Genomic DNA, 19695 nt, shown 5'->3' on the forward strand with positions numbered 1-19695 from the left:
CCGGCTGCAAGATGATCCGAGGCCGACCTTGTGCCTTCAGACTGTTCAATGCACGCTGCGCCTCGCCGAGAGCTTCTCGCCTTCAACCGCCTTGTCGGCGCCGAGGCTTCTTTCGGCGTCACGAGCCCTGTCGGCCGATGTCGGCGCGCTCCTGGCGATCATCACATACACCAGCAGGAAATAACCGATTTGGATGAGGACAGCGCAGCCGATGACGCGAAGCACCGTTGTGGTGACCGTCGCACCGTCGACATAGGACCACGCGACCACGATCGCGAGGGCGAAAACCATTCCAATGACGAATTTTGGTAATGACATGTTCGGCGGCCCGTCAACCGGCCCGAGCATGCAAAAGCGATGACTTACCCACCCGAGTATCTCCCCATTCGCCATGCGAGCTTATTTAGCTGCTCTTTTTCGGCCGGTTGCTTCCGGCCTTCCCAACCCATCCAGACTCTAACAGGAATAATTTGCGACTCTATTAAGGCGCGAAACTGACGGCAAGGGCAACCAGCAATAATTTTCGGCTTGGCGGCGGCTTGGACTCCGCCATGCTGCGATGCACACGCAGGGGTGGTGACCTAACTCGTCATGCGCTTTATACTACAGTAGAATCTACAATGTTGATTAGTATTTTACTTGATTAATTTAGCAAAGCCAGTGATTCGAAAATCAGTTAAAGCCGTTCCCTCTGCGGCAAAGGACGATTTGCCCAAAACCCGCCGAAAAAAGGCATTACATTTCCTACGGTTGCTGATTATTCGTCACAAAACGGCCATAGTGGGCAAAATTTTGGCAAGAAGCGTTTATTATTTAGTCAAATCCTGACGTGATTATTTCAGCCATATGGGAAATTGTGTGTTGCGCTGCAGCATTTTTTTGGTATCGTGGCATAAACCATCCGTTCAACGTATGGAGCTTTTGCATGAGGGACGTTGCCAAGTCGGCCAATGCGGCATTTTCGCATGTCGGCGTAGATTTTCCGCCACCCATCGGCGGGCTGCTGAAGCGCAGTTTCGATATTTTCGGTTCACTTGTCGGCCTGGTGGCGCTTAGCCCGCTGTTCCTGATGGTGGCCCTTCTGGTCAAGCTTTCCGACGGCGGCTCGATCTTCTACGGCCACAAGCGCATCGGACGCGGTGGGCGGATTTTCCCCTGCCTCAAGTTCCGCACCATGGTCGAAGACGGCGAACGTGTGCTGGCCGCCTATCTCGCGGCCAATCCGGAAGCCAACGCCGAATGGATCGCGACCCGCAAGCTGAAGAACGATCCGCGCGTCACCCGCGTCGGCGCCGTTCTGCGCAAGCTCAGCCTCGACGAGCTGCCGCAGATCATCAACATCCTGCAGGGCGACATGAGCCTTGTCGGGCCTCGCCCGGTGGTGCGTGACGAGCTTGAGATCTACGGCAGCGCCGCGGTCTATTATTTGAAGTCGCGGCCGGGCCTGACCGGGCTCTGGCAGGTCAGCGGACGCAACGATGTCTCCTATGACAGTCGCGTCGCGTTCGACCGTCACTATGTCGAGAACTGGTCGCTGTTCGAAGACGTTCGCATCATCCTCAAGACCGTGCCTGCGGTGTGGATGTCTCGCGGTTCCTACTGACCGACCGCAACTGGTCAGCAATCGGGCCGGCACGGCCCGAAGCCAATCCGGTCCAAAGCTATTCGGCGATGGGCCGGTCTCGCATTGCAGCCATAGTATTCTGCCAGGTTCCGAAGGAGGCACTCGGCAGCAGGCCTATCGGGCGGATGGGGCCAAAACGGATCGGAAACGTCAGTTGAAAACAGACATATCAGCGTATTTTCGCCTTGCCGGCCCGATGCGGCCGGCACGGCTCGTCGCCACGTGCCTCGCACTGTCGCTCGCGGTTCCAGCCATGGCCGAGGAGTACCGGCTTGGCTCGCAGGACAAGCTCAACATCCGCGTCGCCGAGTGGCAGACGGTGGAAGGCACGTTTCGTGACTGGTCGGCGGTAAACGGCGAATATTCGGTCGGCCCCGCCGGCAATTTGTCGGTGCCGTTCGTCGGCGAACTGCCGGCCGCCGGCAAGACCACGTCGGAGGTTGCGGCCGCGATCAGCGTCGCCCTGCAGCGCAAGCTTGCCTTGTCGGACAAGCCGGAAGCCTCGGTGGAAATGGTGCAGTTCCGGCCGTTCTACATCTCGGGCGAGATCCAGACCCCTGGCCAGTTTCCCTATGTGCCGGAGCTGACCGTGCTCAAGGCGATCAGCATCGCCGGCGGCATCCGGCGCAACGCCGATTTCGGCACCCAGCTCGGCAAGGATCTGATCACCGCCAAGGGCAATTTCGACATTTATGACGACCAGCGCGTGCGGTTGATCGTCAAGCGTGCCCGCATCGATGCCGATCTCGCCGGCAAGGAGAGTTTCGAGGCGCCTAAGGAAGTCGAGGGCGACCCGCGCCTGGCGACAATCGTCGCCGACGAAATGCAGATCCTGATCTCCGACCAGAAAGCGTTGAAGCTGAAGCTGCAGGCGCTTGACGATCTGAAAGGGGTCCTGCAGTCCGAAATCGAGGCGCTGCAGAAAAAGATCGTCAACCAGCAAAAGCAGGTCGACCTGGCGCAGCAGCAGGCGGACAGTATCGGTCCGCTGGCGCAAAAGGGCTTGGTCGCCAACGCACGCCTGCTTTCCTCGCAACAGTCGGTCACCGATCTGCAGGGCAAGATCCTGGACTATGAGACGGCGATCCTCACCGCCAAGCAGTCGGTCAGCAAGGCGACGCAGGATGCCATCGATGCCCAGAACACGTTGAACTCGAGACTTGCCGCCGACCGGCAGCAGGTCGAAGCAGACCTCAACGAAGCCGCACTCAGGGTCAACATGCAACAGGGCCTGATGGCCCAGGCATCGGACCCGGCCACGACCGCCGCCATCACAAACCACAATGAAGAGCCGGCGCTCATCTATTCGCTGGTGCGCGTGACGGACGGCAAGACCAGCGAGATCGACGCCAAGGAAGATACGCCGGTGCTGCCGGGCGACGTCATCAAGGTGAAGCTGGCGCCGACGGCCAGCCAGTAACCTGTTTGTTTGGAGCAATTCCGGACGGAAAACCGTTTCCCACTTTTCCCGGAATTGCTCTAGCGCTCGGGCTCGCTCGGCGAGGCCCGCGCGATAGAGGCGGGAGGAACCAGTTCGGCTCGTTCGCGCCAGGGTGCGGGCGGGAACTTCCGTTTTTTGACCGCTTGAAGGCATTCCATGCAGCCCGCCGCACCGCGCCACGTCTACCTCAATCTCGATGCCATCCGCGGCGTCGCGGCGATCAGCGTCATGCTCTACCACTTCTCGCCGTTCCTGGCCGCCGGCAAGGTGCTGCCGTCGAGCTATTTGGCCGTCGACCTGTTCTTCCTGCTCAGCGGCTTCGTCATCGCGCATGCCTATGACCGCAAGATCGAAAACGGCATGGGCTTCGGCACGTTCCTGGCGATCCGCCTGATACGCCTCTACCCGCTCTACCTCGCCGGCACGCTGCTCGGTTTCTTCTATCTCATCGTCAAGAACCGGCTGATTCCGGCGGAATACATGCCGATCTCCGAGATCGGCACCATGCTGACGACCGGCATGTTCTTCATCCCGCTGGTCAGCGATGCCCATCACACGATCTTTCCGCTCAACCCCGCGTCGTGGTCGCTGTTCTTCGAGCTGATCGTCAACATCGCCTATGTCGCCGTCTTCTTCCTGCTGACGAAACGCGTGCTGAGCACGCTCATCGCCGTCAGTCTGGTGTTGCTGGTGGTCGTCTCTATCATTGCCGGCACCCTCGACTTCGGCATGACCGGATCGACTATCATCAGCGGCCTGCCACGCGTCTGTTTCTCGTTCTTCCTGGGCGTGCTGCTTTGCCGGTCCATGACACGCTATCAAAGCGGGCTCGGCTTTCTGCGGCGCGGCTGGTGGATAGAGGCCGCGATCGCACTGACGCTCGTTGTCTTTGCCATCGCGCCGGTCGGCGGCGCGCGCGTCGCCTACGATCTCGCCTGCGTCGTCTTTGTTTTCCCGGCGCTGGTGGTGGTCGGCACTATTGCGCCGACGGCGCCGCGCCTGTCAGGCCTCTATGGCTGGCTGGGGCGGATTTCCTACCCGATCTACATCATCCACACGCCGCTGCTGATGATCATCGCCGGGGCGGGCAAGGCCGCAGCGATCGACCCGTTCGCGCATCATCCCTGGTTCGGCATCGTCATGGCGGTTTCGGTCATCGTCATCGCCGACATCGCCACGCGCGTCTATGACGAGCCGTTGCGCCGCTTCCTGCAGCGGCTGATGCTGCGCAAGCGCGCCGTCGCCTGAGATAAGCAAGTCAGACGCGCGCCGGCATGCGGCCGTTGGCGGTGTTCTCGTCCGGCACCGGAACATAGGCCCGCCTTGCCCTGGCGAGCGGCACCGGGCGCAGCTTGAACAGGCCGTAATAGACGATGAACGAGGCCATGAAATAGGGGCCGAGGATCTCGACCTCGAAGAAGGAGCGGATCAGCATCATGCCGACCGCGCCGGCGAGCACCACCGAATCGGCGCTCCAGTCACCGAACACCACCTTCGAAACATGGCCCCAGAAGGAGCGCAGGATGATCAGCGCCAGCATCGTCACGCCGATGAAGCCGAGCTCGACCAGCGTCTCGATATAGGTGTTGTGGAAATGGAAGCCGGTGCGGGTGGAGATGTAGAACTCGGCCCAGAGCCGTTCCGGATCGGCAAAACCCTGGATCCAGTAGGCGGCATAGCCATAACCGAGCACCGGACGCTGCTGCGCGGCGGCCCAGCCCTGTTCCCAGAGATAGGTGCGGCCGGTCAGCGTCGAATCCTTGCCGAAGATGCCGAGCACGACATCGAGCAGGCCAAGGTTCAGCGCAGCCATCACACCGCTCACCAGCGCCGTAGCGCCGATGACGAACAGCACGCGGCGGTACCGGCGTGACAGAACCTTGCTCATGGCAAGCAAGGCAACGACACCGATCACCGCCGGAAGCGAAGCGACCGACGTCGCCGAGTGGGCGATCGCCAGCATATAGACCGACAGCAGGATGATCGGCGCGGTCCAGACGAAGCTCATCCAGTTGCGCCGGTAGAAGGCCAGAAAAGCGAAGCAGAAGAAGATGCCGAGCGAGGCGAAGAAGCCGATCTGGTTCTTGGACCCGAAGGCGCCGACGAAATTGGTGGTGCCGTCGATAGTGTCGAGCGCATAGGCGCCAACCTTCAGCGAATACAGCAGCACGATGAAGATGCCGATCAGCGAGCCCAGCACCAGCGTGCGCGTGCTGATGGTGCGCGCCGCGATGTAGGCGCACAGCATGTGGGAGAAATATTGCAGCCCCGCCCGCGCGCTGGTGCCGGCCGCTTGCGACCAGAACAGCGACAGGCAGACATAGGCCGCAAACAGCAGCGGCAGCCAGGCGCTGGAGAGATCGCGGGCGAAACGCCGGTAATCGACGAACAGCAGCGGCAGCCATACCAGATAGTAGGCGAGGATCAGGATCTGGCCGAAATTGGTGGAGTAGGCGAAGGCAAAGACCGACACCGCAACGGCGAAGGCGGCATAGGCCTTGTTGTTGTCCGGATCGATCAGAATGGATTTCGGGATCTTCATATCCGTACCGGATTTCTCATGCTGCCGCCTTTCGGCTGGGCTGAAGCGCCCATGGTCGGCTTTTCTGCGTCATGCGCGACCGCCGGAACCCGCCCTTGCCGGACCCCGATCAGCGGGCATCCATTGTGCAGTGCACAATATAACCTCTATCGCCTGTCACTCAATGGTAAATTTGCCGCGAGGGGTAAAGTTGCCGCAGGCAGGGCCAAAACGACCATGCAACCGACAAATGGCGTTAATGCGGCTCGCTCGTTCGAAAATTCAAACTGTGGCCGCTACCACAGCGCTCCGCCGGTGACCTGGATGTTTTCCATGGTGATGCCCTTGGCCAGATCCGAGCACAGGAACACGGCTAGAGCCGCGATTTCCTGCGGCTGCAGCATGCGCTGCTGGGGATTGCCCTTGGCGATCTCGGCCATCGCTTCCTCGGCGGTTCTGCCCTTGCCCTCACGCTCGACGACCTGCGCCACGTTGCGGCGCATCAGTTCGGTCTCGACCCAGGTCGGGCTGATCATGACGCAAGTGACACCGTGCGCGGCGCCTTCCAGCGCCACGCAGCGGGTAAGGCCGAGCAGCCCGGCCTTCGAGGCGCAGTAGGCCGGGTTGTCCTTCCAGCCGACGGAAGCCGCCGTCGAGCCGATGTTGACGATACGGCCCCAGCCGCGCTCGATCATGCCGGGCAGCACGGCTCGGGTGACGCGGAACGCTCCGCTGAGATTGGTGTCGACGATCTTGTCCCACAGCGCGTCGGAATGGCCGCAGACCGGCTGTTCGGCGGTGGTGCCCGCGGCATTGACCAGTATGTCGGCCGGGCCGATGGCGGCCTGCACGTCGGCTGCAAACCGGTTGGTCACCTCGCTGTCGCGGACATCGAGATGGGCGGCACAAACCCTGGTGCCGTGTGCCGACAGGGCCAACCGCACGCCCTCGAGTTCATCGGCGCCGGGATAGTAGGCGGCGTCGGATCTGTCGGCGCCGGCGGGCGCGATGTAGGAGCCGACGGCGACATTGGCGCCGGCTTGCGCCAGGGCCGTAGCAATGGCGAAACCCATGCCGGAAAACCCGCCGGTGACGATGGCGCTGCGGCCGGAAAGGTCTGTCATGGGGCAGTCTCCGATGCGACGTACGATGCGTTTATTCATAGTCCGTCGCCGGCTAGGAGCGCTACCTTGCCGGCGACGCGACCGTAACATCGAGTTTCGCTAAAGCGGTTTGCCCAGCCACTCGCGGTAGAAGCCTTCGAGATCTGGCTCGAAATCATGGACGATCGGGTAGCCCGGCGCCGCCGCTTCCACTTCGTGCATGGTGCCGCATTGTGGACAGATGAATTCGCGAATTTCCATCCATTGCGGATCGGGAATATCGCTGTTGGGATAGATCTCGCGCAGCGCTTCCTCGGTGTTTCGCACGTTGATCGCGGCCTTGAGCTTCCAGTTCTTGCGGTAGTCGCCGAAGGAGTGGCCGCATTCGCAGCGGGTGATCCGTTCATCGCCGCTTTGGCAGATGAAGAGGTGATCCGAGACCGGCAGCAGGATCGGGTCCTTCCATGCGACACGGTCCTGATAGACGGCGAGCATCTTGAAGAAGCGGTCGTCGTCCTTGTAGGCGCTCATGATGCGCTTTGTCTGCGGCCAGGGCAGCTTGCCGGCTGAGAGATCGCCGAGGACTTCCTTGCTGTACGAGGTCATGGCTTTGCTCCCGGCATGAAGATCGATCTGGCGTCGACGGTCCAGAAATCACTGAAATCCCTGGTGAAGCGCGACGATAGCTTGATCGCGCTGGCATACATTTTCTTCACCTCGGGCGCGAAGTCGGCCTTCTCGACACGGCCGCGTTCGGCAGCGATCCAGTCCGAAACCGGGATCGCCTTGGCCAGACGCTCTCTGCGCATGGCGGCACGACGTTCGACGGTGGCGTCGATATCGGCAACCGGATAACCCTCGGCGTCGTCCTTCAGCACGATGCCGAAAATCTGGATCGCCGCCTGGCGGGTGAGAAAACCGTTCTCGACATCCCAGGCGGTCTTGACCGGATCGCGCTCCAGCACCTCGCCGTAGCCGCCGCCACCATTGTAGGAATGGCTGAAGATGTCCCCCGACTTGTGCGGCGAGGTGATGTAGGGGCCTTCGACCACGGCATGGTCGCCGCCGATGTTCTTCTCGTAGTCGGAGACATGCGGATCGATACCTGGGGCATGCGCGAGCGGTTCGCCTTTTGCCGCCAGTTCGTGGATGTTGGAGTTGCGCACCGCGCGATGCTTCTGGCAGGTCGGCGCGGGATAACCGCCGCACATGCCGCCATTGTCGAATACCCGCGAGGAGTGTTCCGAAGTGTGCAGTCGCAGGTGCGAGGTCTTGTTGATCAGCCAGGTCGAGACGAAGGAACAGCCGCCGCGATATTTGCCGGCGCCGCCCGAATTGGGGACGATCGAGCGGCCGATATAGACCATCGGCATCGATTGTTCCCAGACCTCGATGTTGCCCATGTCGGATTCCGGATTCCAGCCGACATAGGCGGTGTCGAGGCCATCGGCGATGGCCAGCGCGCCGGAGCCGGCGGCGGCGCATTCGAAATGCGCCATGCCGAACGGCGTACCGTACTGGCTTTCGCCGCCCATCTCGATCATCGGGCTGTTGACCTGGCCGACGAAGGCTTCCTCGACGAAGCCGCGCGCGACGAAGCCGCGCGACAAAAGGCGTTGGAACACGCCATAGGCCGGCAGCAGCAGCGCCCAGGATGTGGCGGTCGCCACCATCTCATTGTCGGGGTTGGTCCAGGTGCCGTGCGGCAGCTTCAGCTCGGTCGCCATCCAGGCGCCGTCATTGACCAGGCCTTCGAAGTTCATGTGCTGGGTCAAGGTGACGAACATGCCTCCATCCATGCCGGCCGGCGTGCAGTTCATCGAATGGTAGCCCCAGGGCTGCGTGCCCTCGAAGTCCATGGTGATCTTGCCGTCGGTGGTGATCTCCATCTCGATCGGGATGTTGTAGAGCCAGTCGGGATCGCCAAGCAGCTGGAAGCCGGGCTTGCCCGCCGTGACATGGCCGTAGAAGGTGTGGCCGCGATAGATGCCGGGCACGGTGAGCTGGCAGGTGCGGGCGAGCTGGGCGCGACGGCCCTCCTCGATGAACTCCTTCGACACCTTCATCCAGTAGTCGAGGCCGATCTCGGAGATCAGCTGCTTGACGCTTTCGCGCATGTCGATGAAGGAGGCGACCTTGGCCTTCTCGTCGAGCACCCAGTAGATCGGCATGCGCAGATTGCGCTCGCAGCGGATGACGTAGTCGCGGCGGATCTCGTCATTCTCGCCGATCTTTTCGGCGCAGACGAACAGGCCTTCGGTGAAGCGCTCCTGCGCCAGGCAGACGTCGCCGCCGGGCGTGATGCCGCCGGCTTCGAGCTCGTGGCAGACCGCACCGGCCCAGCCGACCAGCGTGCCTTCATGGAAGATCGGCACCACGTCCATGACGTCGGGCACCTGCACGGTGCCGATGAAGGCATCGTTGTTGGCGAAGATGTCGCCTTCGCGGATCTTCGGGTTTTCCTCGTAATTGTTCTTGATCATCCATTTGATGAAGCGGCTCATCGTGTGGACGTGGACCATGATGCCGTTGGACAGCGCGATCGCATCGCCCTCGGGCGTATAGATCGCCACCACCATTTCGCCGACTTCGCGCACGCCGGGCGAGGCCGAGATGCGGCGGGCCATTTCGCGGGCCGAGACGCAATAGGCGCGCAGCTTGGTGTGCAGCGTCTCGAATTTCAGCGGGTCCTGGTTGCGTAGCGTGAGCTCGGTGATGCCGTCATAGCAGCCGGTCTGTTCCATCAGCCGTTCTGAATCGAGCAGCCGTTCGCGAAGGCGCAGAGCCGAGGCAGGTTTGTCCAACATGGCGGTGCCCTTTCAAGAATGGGTGTAATGCAGCAGCGTCCACTCATCGACGTGGACACGGTCCTGCGGGTGAACAACGAGCGTGGTGGCGGGATGTTCGATGATGGCCGGACCGATCACCTCATGGCCGGGCTGCAGTAGGTCCATCTCGTAGAGATTGGCCTTGTGCCAGCGTCCCCCGATATAGGCCTCGCGCGCGCCCTTGTGCGCTGCTGCCGGGGCCGACTTGCCGAGCCGGCGCTTCAAGAGCACCGGCTTGACCTTGTCGGCGGTGGCGATCAATCCGAGCTCGGTGATGGTGAAGCCGGCTTCGCCATAGCGCGAAACGCGATGGTTGACCTTGGCGTAGACCGCCTCGAACTCGTCGATGACCCTACGCATGTCGTCAGCCGAATTGACCTCGGCAAGCGGTGCCATGACCTCGACATCCTCGAGCTGGCCGGTGTAGCGCATCATCAGGAACGGCACGGTCTTGATCTTGTCTCTGATATGGCCGTCGCTGATCATCTCGTCGACCGCCGCCTTGGTGAGATCATTCCAGACGTCGGTGACCTTCTTGCCGAAAGCGAGCAGCTCGTCATCGCTTGCGCGGGCGCCGATGTCGTGCTGCGTCGAGACCGAATGCCGACGCATGAAATCGGCGGTGGTGCAGCCGAAGGCCGAGAAGGCGGCGGCAAACTGGAAGGTGATGATGTCCTTGAAGCCGATGCCCCTGGAGCAGCCGGCCAGATGCAGCGGACCCGAGCCGCCATAGGACAGCAGCGTGAATTCCGAGGGATGGATGCCCTGGCCGGAGATGACCCGGCGCAGCGCGTTGTTGGCATCGTCTTCCAGCATGTCGATCATGCCTTCGGCAGCCTCCTCGACACCGACGCCAAGGATGCTGGAGCATTTTTCCTCAAACGCTTTGCGCGCCTTCTCGACCTGCAAGACGACCTTGCCGCCGAGGAAATAATACGGGTTGAGGCGGCCTAGTATGGCGTCGCAATCGGCGATGGTGGGTTCAGTGCCGCCCTTGGCGAAGCAGATGGGGCCGGGGTCGGAGCCGGCGCTTTCCGGCCCGAGCGAGACTTTCTTGGTCAGCGGGTCGACCTTGAGGATCATGCCGGCGCCGGCGCCGATCGTGTCGAGATGCAGCGTCGGCACGTTGAGCTTGAAACGGTCCATCAGCGGCTCGTTCTCGATCCGCGTCTGGCCGCGCGAGATGACGCCCATGTCGAAGGAGGTGCCGCCCATGTCCGAGCAGATCAGGGAGTCGTTGCCGATGAGCTTGCCGACATAGGCCGCGCCGAGAATACCGCCGATCGGGCCGGAAATCATGGTTTCGTGCAGGCGCGGATGGTTGATTGAGGTCAGGCCGCCAAAGGACAGCAGCGTCTGCACGCCGTATTTGAAGCCGTATTTTTTCGAAACGTCCTCGATACCCCTAAGCTGCTTGCGGCCGCGCGACGTCGCGTAGGCTTCGATCAGCACCGAGTTCAGCCGCGACTGTTCGCGGATGACCGGGCGGACCTCGTGGCTGGTGTAGATGAGGATGTCGGCGCCGGCTTTCAGCACCTCCTCGCGGCATATCTCGGCGATGCGCTTTTCGTGCACCGGATTGACGTGCGAGAAGATGGTCATGATGCAGATCGCCTCGACCTTGTCGGCAATCAGCTTCCTGGCCGCAATCGCGACTTCATGCTCGTAGAGCGGCAGCACGATGTCGCCGAACTGGTCGATGCGCTCGGTGACGCCATGGGTGCGACGACGCGGCACCAGCGGATCGGGATGATGGTGGGTCACCGCATGCAGCCGGTCGGCATAGGAATAGTCGGCCCAGGCCTGCAGGCCGCGACCCATCAGGATCATGTCTTCCAGACCCTTGGTGGTGATCAGGCCAAGCCGGCGCCCGGTGCGCGACAACAGTGTGTTGAGCATGCCGGTGCCGGAATAGAGCACGACGTTGACGCCGGAGAACAGCTGCTCCAGCGAGATGCCCCAGGCGTCGGCCGCGTCTTCGGCCGATGCGAGGAAGCCTTCGGCCTCGTTCTTCGGCGTGGTTGCCGACTTGCCGATCTTGAAGTGGCCGTCCTGGTCGACAAGGATCGTGTCGGTCATGGTGCCGCCGGCGTCGATGCCGATGACGATTGGATTGCCGACGATGGGGCTGGTGAGGTTGGGTTGGGTCACGGTCGCCTCAGGATTGCTGTAGGATGGCTCAAGCTAGATTCCTTGGGCGGCCTTGCGCCATATGCCAAAAGACACAATGTCCGCCGGACCGGGATCGCCGAGAAAAGGGCATGCGCATGGGCAATATCTGGGGGCCGCTCGCCAGGGCGATTGCCGCCACCGGTACGGACAGGCATGTCGACTGCCTGATTGACCTGATCGGCGCCGACATCGAGCACGATCTCGTCACCGTGACCCGATATTCGGCGACGCAGACGCCGGAATTCATCAAGCACCGGCGCTTCTCCGACGAGATGGTCCGGCGCTATCTCGACAATTACTACGTCTTCGACCCGTTCTATGCTTCGTGGCGGCGTGAGCAGAGGCTGGGCATCCTGCCGCTGAAGCGGCTTGCCGATGACGAGGCCAAGCGCGGCCAGTACATAGCCGGCTTCCTGGCGCAGTCGGAAATCTGCGATGAGGTCGGCATCATGCTGGCCGATGGCGGCGACTGGTGCCTCGGCATCTTCCTCGACCGCTCGACCTCCACCTTCAAGGAGAGCGAGATCGCCCTGCTGGACGAGCGGCTGCCGGTGTTCGAGGCCTTGCATGCGCTCGACATCAAGGCGCGCGGCACCGAGTTCTCCCGCACATCGGCGCCGACCGGCCCCGGCGCCTCGCCCCGGCAGGAGCCGACCATCCCGGCGAGCCTGTGGCCGGAGCTGTCGCTGCGCGAGCGGGAATTGGTGCAGTTGATCCTGGCGGGACATCCGACCGCCAACATCGCGGAACGGCTCGGCATCGCCGTCGGCACGGTGAAGAACCACCGCCGCCGCATCTACGAGAAGCTCGACATAACCACCGAACGGGAGCTGTTTTTGCAGTTCTTCCAGCATCGGGCAGACGGTTAGTCCGCCATCGATATTGCGTCAGTCGTGCAGTTGCCTGGAAATCGGCGGGCCGACAGTAAAGCCGGAGAATGTTACCTCAAACCCTTCGCGCTGCGGCGAGCAGCACATCATGCCGACATCGACGGATTTGGAGATCGGGAAATAAGCCAGCCGCACCGGCTTCCACTTGCCATCGGTGGTATCAAGATATTGGATGCGGATCGCCTCGGCATGGCGGGTCAGCCGGATGCGCACGCCGTCGGGGCCGGTGGGAATGCTGAGCAGCGACCAGTCCGAGGTGTCGTTGGTGACCACCACCGAAATGTAAGCCAGCCCGTCGGTGTATTCGATGCCGGCCTTGATCCAGTGCGTTTCACTCAGCCGCAGCATCAGCCCGGCCTGGTCGTAGAGCACCTTGTAGTCGCCCTTGACCGTGACTTCGGCGCTGAAGTCACCCTCGACCGGCCGATACAGGAAATGGCCATTGTCACGCCAGAAACCGTAGAAGGTTTCGCGCCAGAAGTCGGTTTCCCCGGCGGTGCGCACATGCACGATGCCATCGCCGAAGGCATGGTGCGGCGGCGGGTTGAGCCAGGTCAGGTCCTCTTTCGCCGCTGCCATCGGGTCACCCGTCGATCAGCCGGCGAATGTATAGGCTGTCTTCACCGTGGTGTAGAACTCCGCGGCATAGCGGCCCTGCTCGCGCGGGCCGTAGCTCGATCCCTTTCGGCCACCGAACGGGACGTGGAAATCGACGCCGGCGGTCGGCAGATTGACCATCACCATGCCGGCCTCGGAATTGCGCCGGAAATGCGTGGCATGCTTGAGGCTAGAGGTGCATATCCCGGAGGTCAGGCCGAATGGCGTGTCGTTGGCAACCGCAAGCGCCTCGTCATAGTCCTTGACGCGAATGACGTTGGCTACCGGGCCGAAGATTTCTTCCCGCGAAATGCGCATGGCGTTGGTGCTCTCGGTGAACAGCGCCGGCCGGAGGTAGAAGCCGGGCGTTTCGCGATCGAGCCGCTCGCCGCCGAAGGCAAGGTTGGCGCCTTCCTGGCTGCCGATAGCGATGTAATCCTCGTCCTGCTTCAGCTGGCTCGCATCGACGACGGGCCCGATCTGGGTCTTGGCATCGAGCGCATCGCCGATGATGAGTTTTTCCAGACGCTCCTTGAGCGCGGCAACGAAGCGGTCGTGAATACCTTCGGTCACCACCAGGCGCGACGAGGCCGTGCAGCGCTGGCCGGTCGAGAAATAGGCGCCGTTGATGGCGCACTCGACCGCCGTGGCGAGGTCGGCGTCGTCGAGCACGACCATCGGATTCTTGCCGCCCATTTCGAGCTGGAACTTGCGCATGTGCTCGACGCTTGCCGCGGCCACGCGTTTGCCGGTGCCGACCGAGCCGGTGAAGGTGATGGCGTTGAGGTCGGGGCTGTCGAGCATGGCCTGGCCGACCACCGAGCCCTTGCCCATGACCAAATTGAGCACGCCTTTCGGCAGGCCGGCGCGGTGCAAGATGTCGACGATGGTCCAGGCGCTCTCCGGCACCAATTCGGCCGGCTTGAAGACGATGGTGTTGCCGTGGGCGAGCGCCGGCGCGATCTTCCAGGTGGGAATGGCGACGGGGAAATTCCACGGTGTGATGATGCCGACGACACCGACAGCTTCGCGGGTGATCTCGACGCCGACGCCCGGGCGCACGCTGGGCACCAATTCACCCGACAGGCGCAGCGTCTCGCCGGCGAAGAAGTCGAAGATCTGGGCGGCGCGGATGGTCTCGCCAATCCCCTCGGCCAGCGTCTTGCCCTCTTCGCGCGACAGCGCGCGGCCGATCTCGTCCTTGCGCGCCATGATCTCGTCCGAGGCCTTTTTCAGCACGGCGTGGCGCACCAGCGGCGCCGAGCGCGACCAGGCCGGGAAGGCGGCTTTGGCCGCCGCGATGGCCTGCTTTGCCTGCTCGGCGCCGGCCGAGGCATATTCGCCAACGACATCGCCCGTGTTCGAGGGATTGATGTTGCGCGAGCCGGCCTCGCCCACCCACTCGCCATCGATCAGATTTTTACGAAACAGGCTCATGTCGCGGTTTCCTTGTATTGGTTCGCTGGGGGTGCCGTATGCCTGAAGCATTTATCAGACAAATGACGACACTGTGAGGGCTGAAATCTGGCTGCGGACTGGATAGCCGATGGCGCGCGGCTATGAAAGCCGCGGCCTCAAGATGGACAATATGAAGCGGCCCTGTCAGGTCGGAAAAGTCCAGAACAGGCAAGCCAGCGTCGCCGCGGCGAAGATGACGAAGAACAGGCTTCTGAGCAGGATGTTGCGACGCAGCTCGTTCATGGTGAAATGGCAGCCGACGATGGCCGCGGCGAACAGGAAGCGCCAGTTCAGCAGCGCCCACAGCACGCTGCTCTGGCCAAAAGCCCAGCGCGCGACGAGACAGCCGACAATTGTGGCGAACAGGGCAATCACCGCCCAGAACAGCGCATCCGCCGCATGGGTCAAGACGATGCCGGCGGCCCGGATCGGCAGGATCATCATCAGCATAGCGCCGAAGAAGTAGACGGCGGCGAGCGGCAGGAACGAGCCGGCATCGGCAATACCGTCCAGCCGCCGCACGCCGATCGCGCCATAGGGATAGCCGTGCCTGGCCACCGCCAGGCTGAGCGCCATGAGCAATGCGGTGAGCACCGCGACCAATGCGAATGTAATGAGGGCCTTGCTCATGCCGTTCCTTGCTTTGAGGCCCTGTCAGAGCCGAATCACGAGGAATGATTTTAGCGCACGGTCCGCGATTGCGCGTCAGCTTTGCTGAGCGTTGCGCTCTTCACCGATCGCTGTTTTCGAAGGCGCCCATGCCTTGCGCGATCAGATTGGTTGCCATGACAAGCGAAACGATGGCCGCCGAGTTGAAGATCACCACCCACCATTTGCCGCCGGTCAGGAAGCCGTAGCCGTCGGCGACCGCCAGTCCCCAATCGGCTGAGGGAGGCTGGATGCCGAGGCCGAGGAAGCTCAGCGTGGCGATCGAAAAGAAGGCGTAGCCAAGCCTTGTGACCAGCTCGATGAGGATGGTTTCCCTGACATTGGGCAGGATCTCGAGGAACATGATGGCAAGAGCGCTCTCGCCGCCGAGGCGGGCGGCGCTGACATAGTCGCGGTCGCGCTGTTCGCGCACGGCGGCACGCACCGTCCGTGCCACCAGCGGGGCATAGGCGATGCCGATCACCAGGATGACGGTGAGGTTGGACGGCCCGAGCGCGACAAGCGTCATGGTGACGAGAACGATGAAGGGAAAGGCCATCAGCGTGTCGAGCAGCCTGGCACCGATGGCGTCGACCAGCCCGTCGAAATAGCCGAGCACGAGCCCAAGCACGCTGCCGGCGGCAACGCCGAGCAGGGTTGCCGCCGGCGCGACCAGCAGGATGTCGCGCGAGCCGACGACGATGCGCGACAGCACGTCGCGGCCGAGCTGGTCGGTGCCGAACCAGTGCGCGGCGTCGGGCGGTGCCAGCATGACCAGGAAATCCTCGGCATAGGGGTCGTAAGGCACAAACAGGCTGCCGAACACGGCGCAGCCGACCCAGAACAACAGCAGCAACGACCCGACGATGACCGAGGGCGGCAGCTGCGAAACAGTCTCGCGGATGCGACTTGCTGCCCGCCAGCCCAGCGTACGGCGCTCCGGCAATTCCATCAGTTCCATCATGGCGAGACACGGCGGCGCTGCCGCGGATCGAGCAAGGCATTCACGAGATCGCCTGCCGCGGCCGACAGCACGAAGATGGTCGCCATGACCAGCACGCCGGCTTCGAGCATCGGGAAGTCACGCGACTTGGCGGCGTTGAGCACCAGATTGCCGAGACCCTGTATGCCGAACAGCGCTTCGATGACCACCAGCCCGCCAAGCATGTAACCGGTCTGCGTCGCGAGCACGGCGATGGTCGGCGTCAGCGCATTGCGCAGCACGTGCCGGATGAGGATTTCGCGATGCTCGAGGCCTTTCAGGACGGCGGTGCGCGTATAGTCGGCGGCCAGCGCCTCGATCACGCCGGCCCGCGTCATGCGGGTGATGTAGCCGGCAAGGTTCAGCACCAGCGGCAGCGCCGGCAGGATCAGATAATAGCCACTGACCCACAGCCCGGCGCCATCGGGAGCAGCGCCGGTGATCGGGAACCAGTTCAGCCACAGGCCGAAGACGATGAGCAACAGCAGGCCGGAGACGAAGTCCGGGACGATGCCGAAGGACACGCCGGCGAGTACGATCAGGCGGTCGATAAAGCGGCCCTGGTTGAGACCGGCGACGATGCCGGCGCCGATGCCCAGCGGCAGCAGAAAGACGAGGATAATTCCGGCAAGGGCCGCCGAGCGCTTGAGGCTTTCCAGAACGAAGGGCGCCACCGGCAGACGCAGCGACAGGGAGGTGCCGAAATCGCCTGACAGCACGCTGCTGAACCAGTGCCAGTATTGCACGAGCACCGGCTGGTCGGCGCCGAGCTGCCTGTTCAGCGCCGCGACGGCCTCGGCATCGGCGAACGGCCCGAGCATGAGGCGACCGACATCGCCGGGCAGAACCTGCCCGGCGAAGAATACCAGCATGCTGACCAGCCACAGCGTGAGCAGAAGCGAGGCTGCCCGCGCCGACACAGTGCGGCCGGTCAGCATCGGATTTTAGTGCCCGGAGTGGCTGGACGTCTCGCAATCATGCCTGGGCGAACGTCACGCGGTCGAGCAGCAGATGCGAGATCGCCGTGAAGCGGACGCCCTCGACCTTCGACGAGACGATGCGGCTGTATTGCGAGAAGTAGCTGATGATCAGCGGCGTCTCGTCCAGCAGCAAGGTCTGGATCTTGCCCGCGGCAAGGCGTTGCGCCTGAAGGTCGCGGGCCTTGCCGTATTCGAGCAGCAGCCCGTCATAGGCCGGGTTGTTGAAATGCGCGGCGTTCCAGGCGCCCGAACTCTTCAGCGTCGCGTTGAGGAAGATGTCGGGCGTGCCGCGATGTCCGAAATCGGTGATGCCGAGATTGGAATCGAGCCATGGCGACGAGCCGAACTTCGCCGAGCCATAATAGGCGTCCTGCGGCAGCACGTTGAGCTTGATGTCGATGCCGGCCTTCTTGGCGAAGTTCTGGATCAGCACCGCATAATCGGGAATGTCATAGGCGCGCTCGGTGGTCAGCGTCACCGGGAAGCCGTTCGGCACGCCGGCCTCGCCAAGCAGGCGCTTGGCCTCGGCGATGTCCTGCTTGCGCTGCGGTACCGACGGATCGGCCGAGGGGAAGATCGGCGCGAACGGGGTGTCGTTGCCGATGATGGCGCGGCCCTTGAGCAAGCCCTTGACCACCGCCTCGCGGTCGATGGTGAGCGCCAAGGCGCGGCGGATGCGCTTGTCGGTGAACGGCGCCTGGTCGGTCCTCAGATGCACCTCGTCATGCGAACTTGCCTGCACGCTGAGCAGCTTGAAGTTGGGATTGCCCTCGATCGCCAATTCCAGCCGGGTCGTGCTCGGGATGACGTCGAGCTGGCCGGCCTGCAGCGCCAGCACCTGCGCCTGCTCGTCGTCGAAGAACTTGATTTCGACGCGGTCGGGCAGCGCCTTGTCGCCCCAATAGTCAGGGTTGCGCACGAAGCTGGCGCCCTGCTTGGGGCGGAAGGATTCGAGCTTGAACGGGCCGGTGCCGTTGAAATTCTTCTCGAAATCGCCGGCATAGTCGGCCGGCAGGATGACGGCATTGTAGACGTCGGACGAGACATAGAAGGGGAAGTTGCTGTTGGGCCCGTCGAGATCGAAGGCGACTGTCTGGTCGTCGACGACCTTGGCGCCGCCCTTGGACAGGATGCCCTTATAGGCCGACAAAGCGGACGAACCGCTGGCCGGATCGACCAGCCGCTCGAAGCTCGCCACCACATCCTTGGCGGTGACGGTGCGGCCGTCGTGGAATTTTACGCCCGGCCGCAATTTGAAGGTCCAGCGGCTGGCGGTCTCGTCGGCCTCCCACGACAGAGCGAGCTTGGGCTGCAGACCGTCCTTGGGATCGTCGAGGATGAGATATTCGCCGACCTGGCTGATGACGCCGATGCTGGCCGGATCGGTGATGGAGACGGGATCGATCGCCTTGGTCGGCTGTCCGAGCCCAACGCGGACCGTGCCGCCGGCGCCGGCAGCGCGCGCCGTGCCGAAACCAGCAAGTCCCTGCGAGGCGGCAAAGCCGGTGAGGCCGATCAAGGCTGCGTATTTCAGCAGATCGCGGCGCTTGAGGAAGCCGGCCTGGTGCTCATCGACGGCGACGTTCCAGATGTCGCCGGACAGATTGCGAAGCGTATCGATGTCGTTGCGTTTGGTCATTTTGAAACCCCTGTCTGAAATGACTGTTGAATGGCTTAAGCGACTGGTTCGCCGTCGAGATGGATGCGGTCGACGGCTTGCGGGTAAAAGGCGATGAGGCCCCTGATCTTGGGCATTTCGGCAATGGGATCGCGGTAGCTCCAGGCGACATCGGGGCTTACCGAGCCGTCGGCGCGCCGGCCCGACCAGTAGGAGGCGATGCCCTTGTAGGGACAGCGCGTCGTGCTGTCCGAAGCGGTCAGCCGGTCGAGCCTGACATCGTCCGGGTGCAAATAGAAACGCGTCGGCAGATGCGTTTCGAACAGAAGCACCGGGCGATGGCTGTCGGCGATCAGTTCGCCGTCGAACCAGATCTGGACGTGGCTTGAACTCTGCAGCACATCGATGCGTGCGTATGGATCGCGGGCGTGGACGAAGACTTCTTCCTCCTCCTCGAACCATTGGTCGACCGCTTTCCAGGTGAAGGCGATGCGGCCGGCCAGTGGCGACAGGCTTTCATCCGGCGGCGCGACAAGCGACCAGGCCGCATTGGGAGAAGCTTTCGATCCCGTCTCCAGGTCCCAATAGGTGGTTTCGCCGCCGACTGGATGCGGCTGGCGATGCTCGGACGGCTCCAAGAGCGAGCGGTCCACCGAGGAGGCCGGGAAGAAATAGATCGGCAGAAAATGGTTGGAGCGCAGCACCAGGACGTTGCGGCTGTCGGCGATGGTGCGGCCGGCGAATTTGACCCGAATGCGCTTGGGGCTGTGCAGAACATTGATGAGCTGCGGAGCCGTGGCTTCGCGGGGCTGAAGTTTTGGCGCTGCGGTCAT

17 protein-coding genes are annotated in these 19695 nt (G+C 62.8%); 4 read left to right on the forward strand and 13 right to left on the reverse strand.

All coding sequences use genetic code 11. The features are described from left to right. Positions 1–45 precede the first annotated feature (45 nt). Positions 46–318, reverse strand: a complete 273-nt coding sequence (locus NKI32_RS11155; protein ID WP_023668815.1) for an exopolysaccharide production repressor protein — start codon at positions 316–318, stop codon at positions 46–48. 607 nt (positions 319–925) lie between these two features. Here NKI32_RS11155 and NKI32_RS11160 point away from each other — a divergent pair. From NKI32_RS11160 to NKI32_RS11170, 3 genes are all read left to right on the forward strand, one after another. Next, positions 926–1603 carry a sugar transferase gene (locus tag NKI32_RS11160; protein ID WP_023668816.1) on the forward strand — a complete coding sequence of 226 codons (678 nt, stop codon included), beginning with the start codon at positions 926–928 and terminating at the stop codon, positions 1601–1603. Between the two features lie 217 nt (positions 1604–1820). Further along, complete coding sequence (locus NKI32_RS11165) at positions 1821–3044, forward strand: polysaccharide biosynthesis/export family protein (RefSeq protein ID WP_353002662.1); 1224 nt, start codon at positions 1821–1823, stop codon at positions 3042–3044. 177 nt (positions 3045–3221) lie between these two features. Next, complete coding sequence (locus tag NKI32_RS11170) at positions 3222–4313, forward strand: acyltransferase family protein (protein ID WP_353002622.1); 1092 nt, start codon at positions 3222–3224, stop codon at positions 4311–4313. 10 nt (positions 4314–4323) lie between these two features. On the opposite strand, the gene NKI32_RS11175 is transcribed toward NKI32_RS11170, so the two are convergent. The 5 genes from NKI32_RS11175 to NKI32_RS11195 form a co-directional block, all read right to left on the reverse strand. Continuing rightward, a complete protein-coding gene (locus tag NKI32_RS11175) occupies positions 4324–5607 on the reverse strand; it encodes an O-antigen ligase family protein (RefSeq protein ID WP_353002624.1) in 1284 nt (427 codons plus the stop codon). 275 nt (positions 5608–5882) lie between these two features. Further along, the gene (locus NKI32_RS11180) at positions 5883–6710 is read right to left on the reverse strand and encodes an SDR family NAD(P)-dependent oxidoreductase (protein ID WP_023668820.1); all 828 of its coding nucleotides are present in this window, start codon (positions 6708–6710) and stop codon (positions 5883–5885) included. Positions 6711–6809: 99 nt separating this feature from the next. After that, positions 6810–7295, reverse strand: coding sequence for an acetone carboxylase subunit gamma (locus NKI32_RS11185; RefSeq protein WP_023668821.1), 486 nt, complete (start codon positions 7293–7295; stop codon positions 6810–6812). Beyond that, on the reverse strand, positions 7292–9496 hold the full coding sequence (locus NKI32_RS11190) for a hydantoinase B/oxoprolinase family protein (protein WP_353002625.1): 2205 nt from the start codon (positions 9494–9496) through the stop codon (positions 7292–7294). The genes NKI32_RS11185 and NKI32_RS11190 overlap by 4 nt, the downstream gene beginning before the upstream one ends. 12 nt (positions 9497–9508) lie before the next feature. After that, entirely contained in the window at positions 9509–11668 is a 2160-nt protein-coding gene (locus tag NKI32_RS11195; protein ID WP_023816358.1) for a hydantoinase/oxoprolinase family protein, read from the reverse strand. A 110-nt stretch (positions 11669–11778) separates the two neighbouring features. On the opposite strand from NKI32_RS11195, the gene NKI32_RS11200 reads away from it, so the two are divergent. Then, entirely contained in the window at positions 11779–12558 is a 780-nt protein-coding gene (locus NKI32_RS11200) for a helix-turn-helix transcriptional regulator (RefSeq protein ID WP_023684245.1), read from the forward strand. 18 nt (positions 12559–12576) lie between these two features. Here NKI32_RS11200 and NKI32_RS11205 read toward each other — a convergent pair whose 3' ends face one another. The 7 genes from NKI32_RS11205 to NKI32_RS11235 form a co-directional block, all read right to left on the reverse strand. Continuing rightward, the gene (locus NKI32_RS11205) at positions 12577–13158 is read right to left on the reverse strand and encodes a DUF1349 domain-containing protein (protein ID WP_352597314.1); all 582 of its coding nucleotides are present in this window, start codon (positions 13156–13158) and stop codon (positions 12577–12579) included. Between the two features lie 15 nt (positions 13159–13173). Beyond that, positions 13174–14613, reverse strand: a complete 1440-nt coding sequence (locus NKI32_RS11210) for an aldehyde dehydrogenase family protein (RefSeq protein ID WP_352445197.1) — start codon at positions 14611–14613, stop codon at positions 13174–13176. 165 nt (positions 14614–14778) lie between these two features. Beyond that, on the reverse strand, positions 14779–15264 hold the full coding sequence (locus NKI32_RS11215) for a hypothetical protein (protein WP_023823836.1): 486 nt from the start codon (positions 15262–15264) through the stop codon (positions 14779–14781). Positions 15265–15364: 100 nt separating this feature from the next. Continuing rightward, positions 15365–16246 carry an ABC transporter permease gene (locus tag NKI32_RS11220; RefSeq protein ID WP_023738078.1) on the reverse strand — a complete coding sequence of 294 codons (882 nt, stop codon included), beginning with the start codon at positions 16244–16246 and terminating at the stop codon, positions 15365–15367. Beyond that, a complete protein-coding gene (locus NKI32_RS11225; RefSeq protein ID WP_352459281.1) occupies positions 16243–17202 on the reverse strand; it encodes an ABC transporter permease in 960 nt (319 codons plus the stop codon). The genes NKI32_RS11220 and NKI32_RS11225 overlap by 4 nt, the downstream gene beginning before the upstream one ends. A gap of 37 nt (positions 17203–17239) precedes the next feature. Beyond that, positions 17240–18883 (reverse strand): ABC transporter substrate-binding protein, encoded by a 1644-nt coding sequence (locus NKI32_RS11230; protein ID WP_023703589.1) that lies wholly within the window; start codon positions 18881–18883, stop codon positions 17240–17242. A gap of 35 nt (positions 18884–18918) precedes the next feature. Next, the gene (locus NKI32_RS11235; RefSeq protein ID WP_023703590.1) at positions 18919–19695 is read right to left on the reverse strand and encodes a DUF427 domain-containing protein; all 777 of its coding nucleotides are present in this window, start codon (positions 19693–19695) and stop codon (positions 18919–18921) included.

This window comes from Mesorhizobium sp. M0761 (assembly GCF_040320205.1).
Classification (GTDB): Bacteria; Pseudomonadota; Alphaproteobacteria; order Rhizobiales; family Rhizobiaceae; genus Mesorhizobium.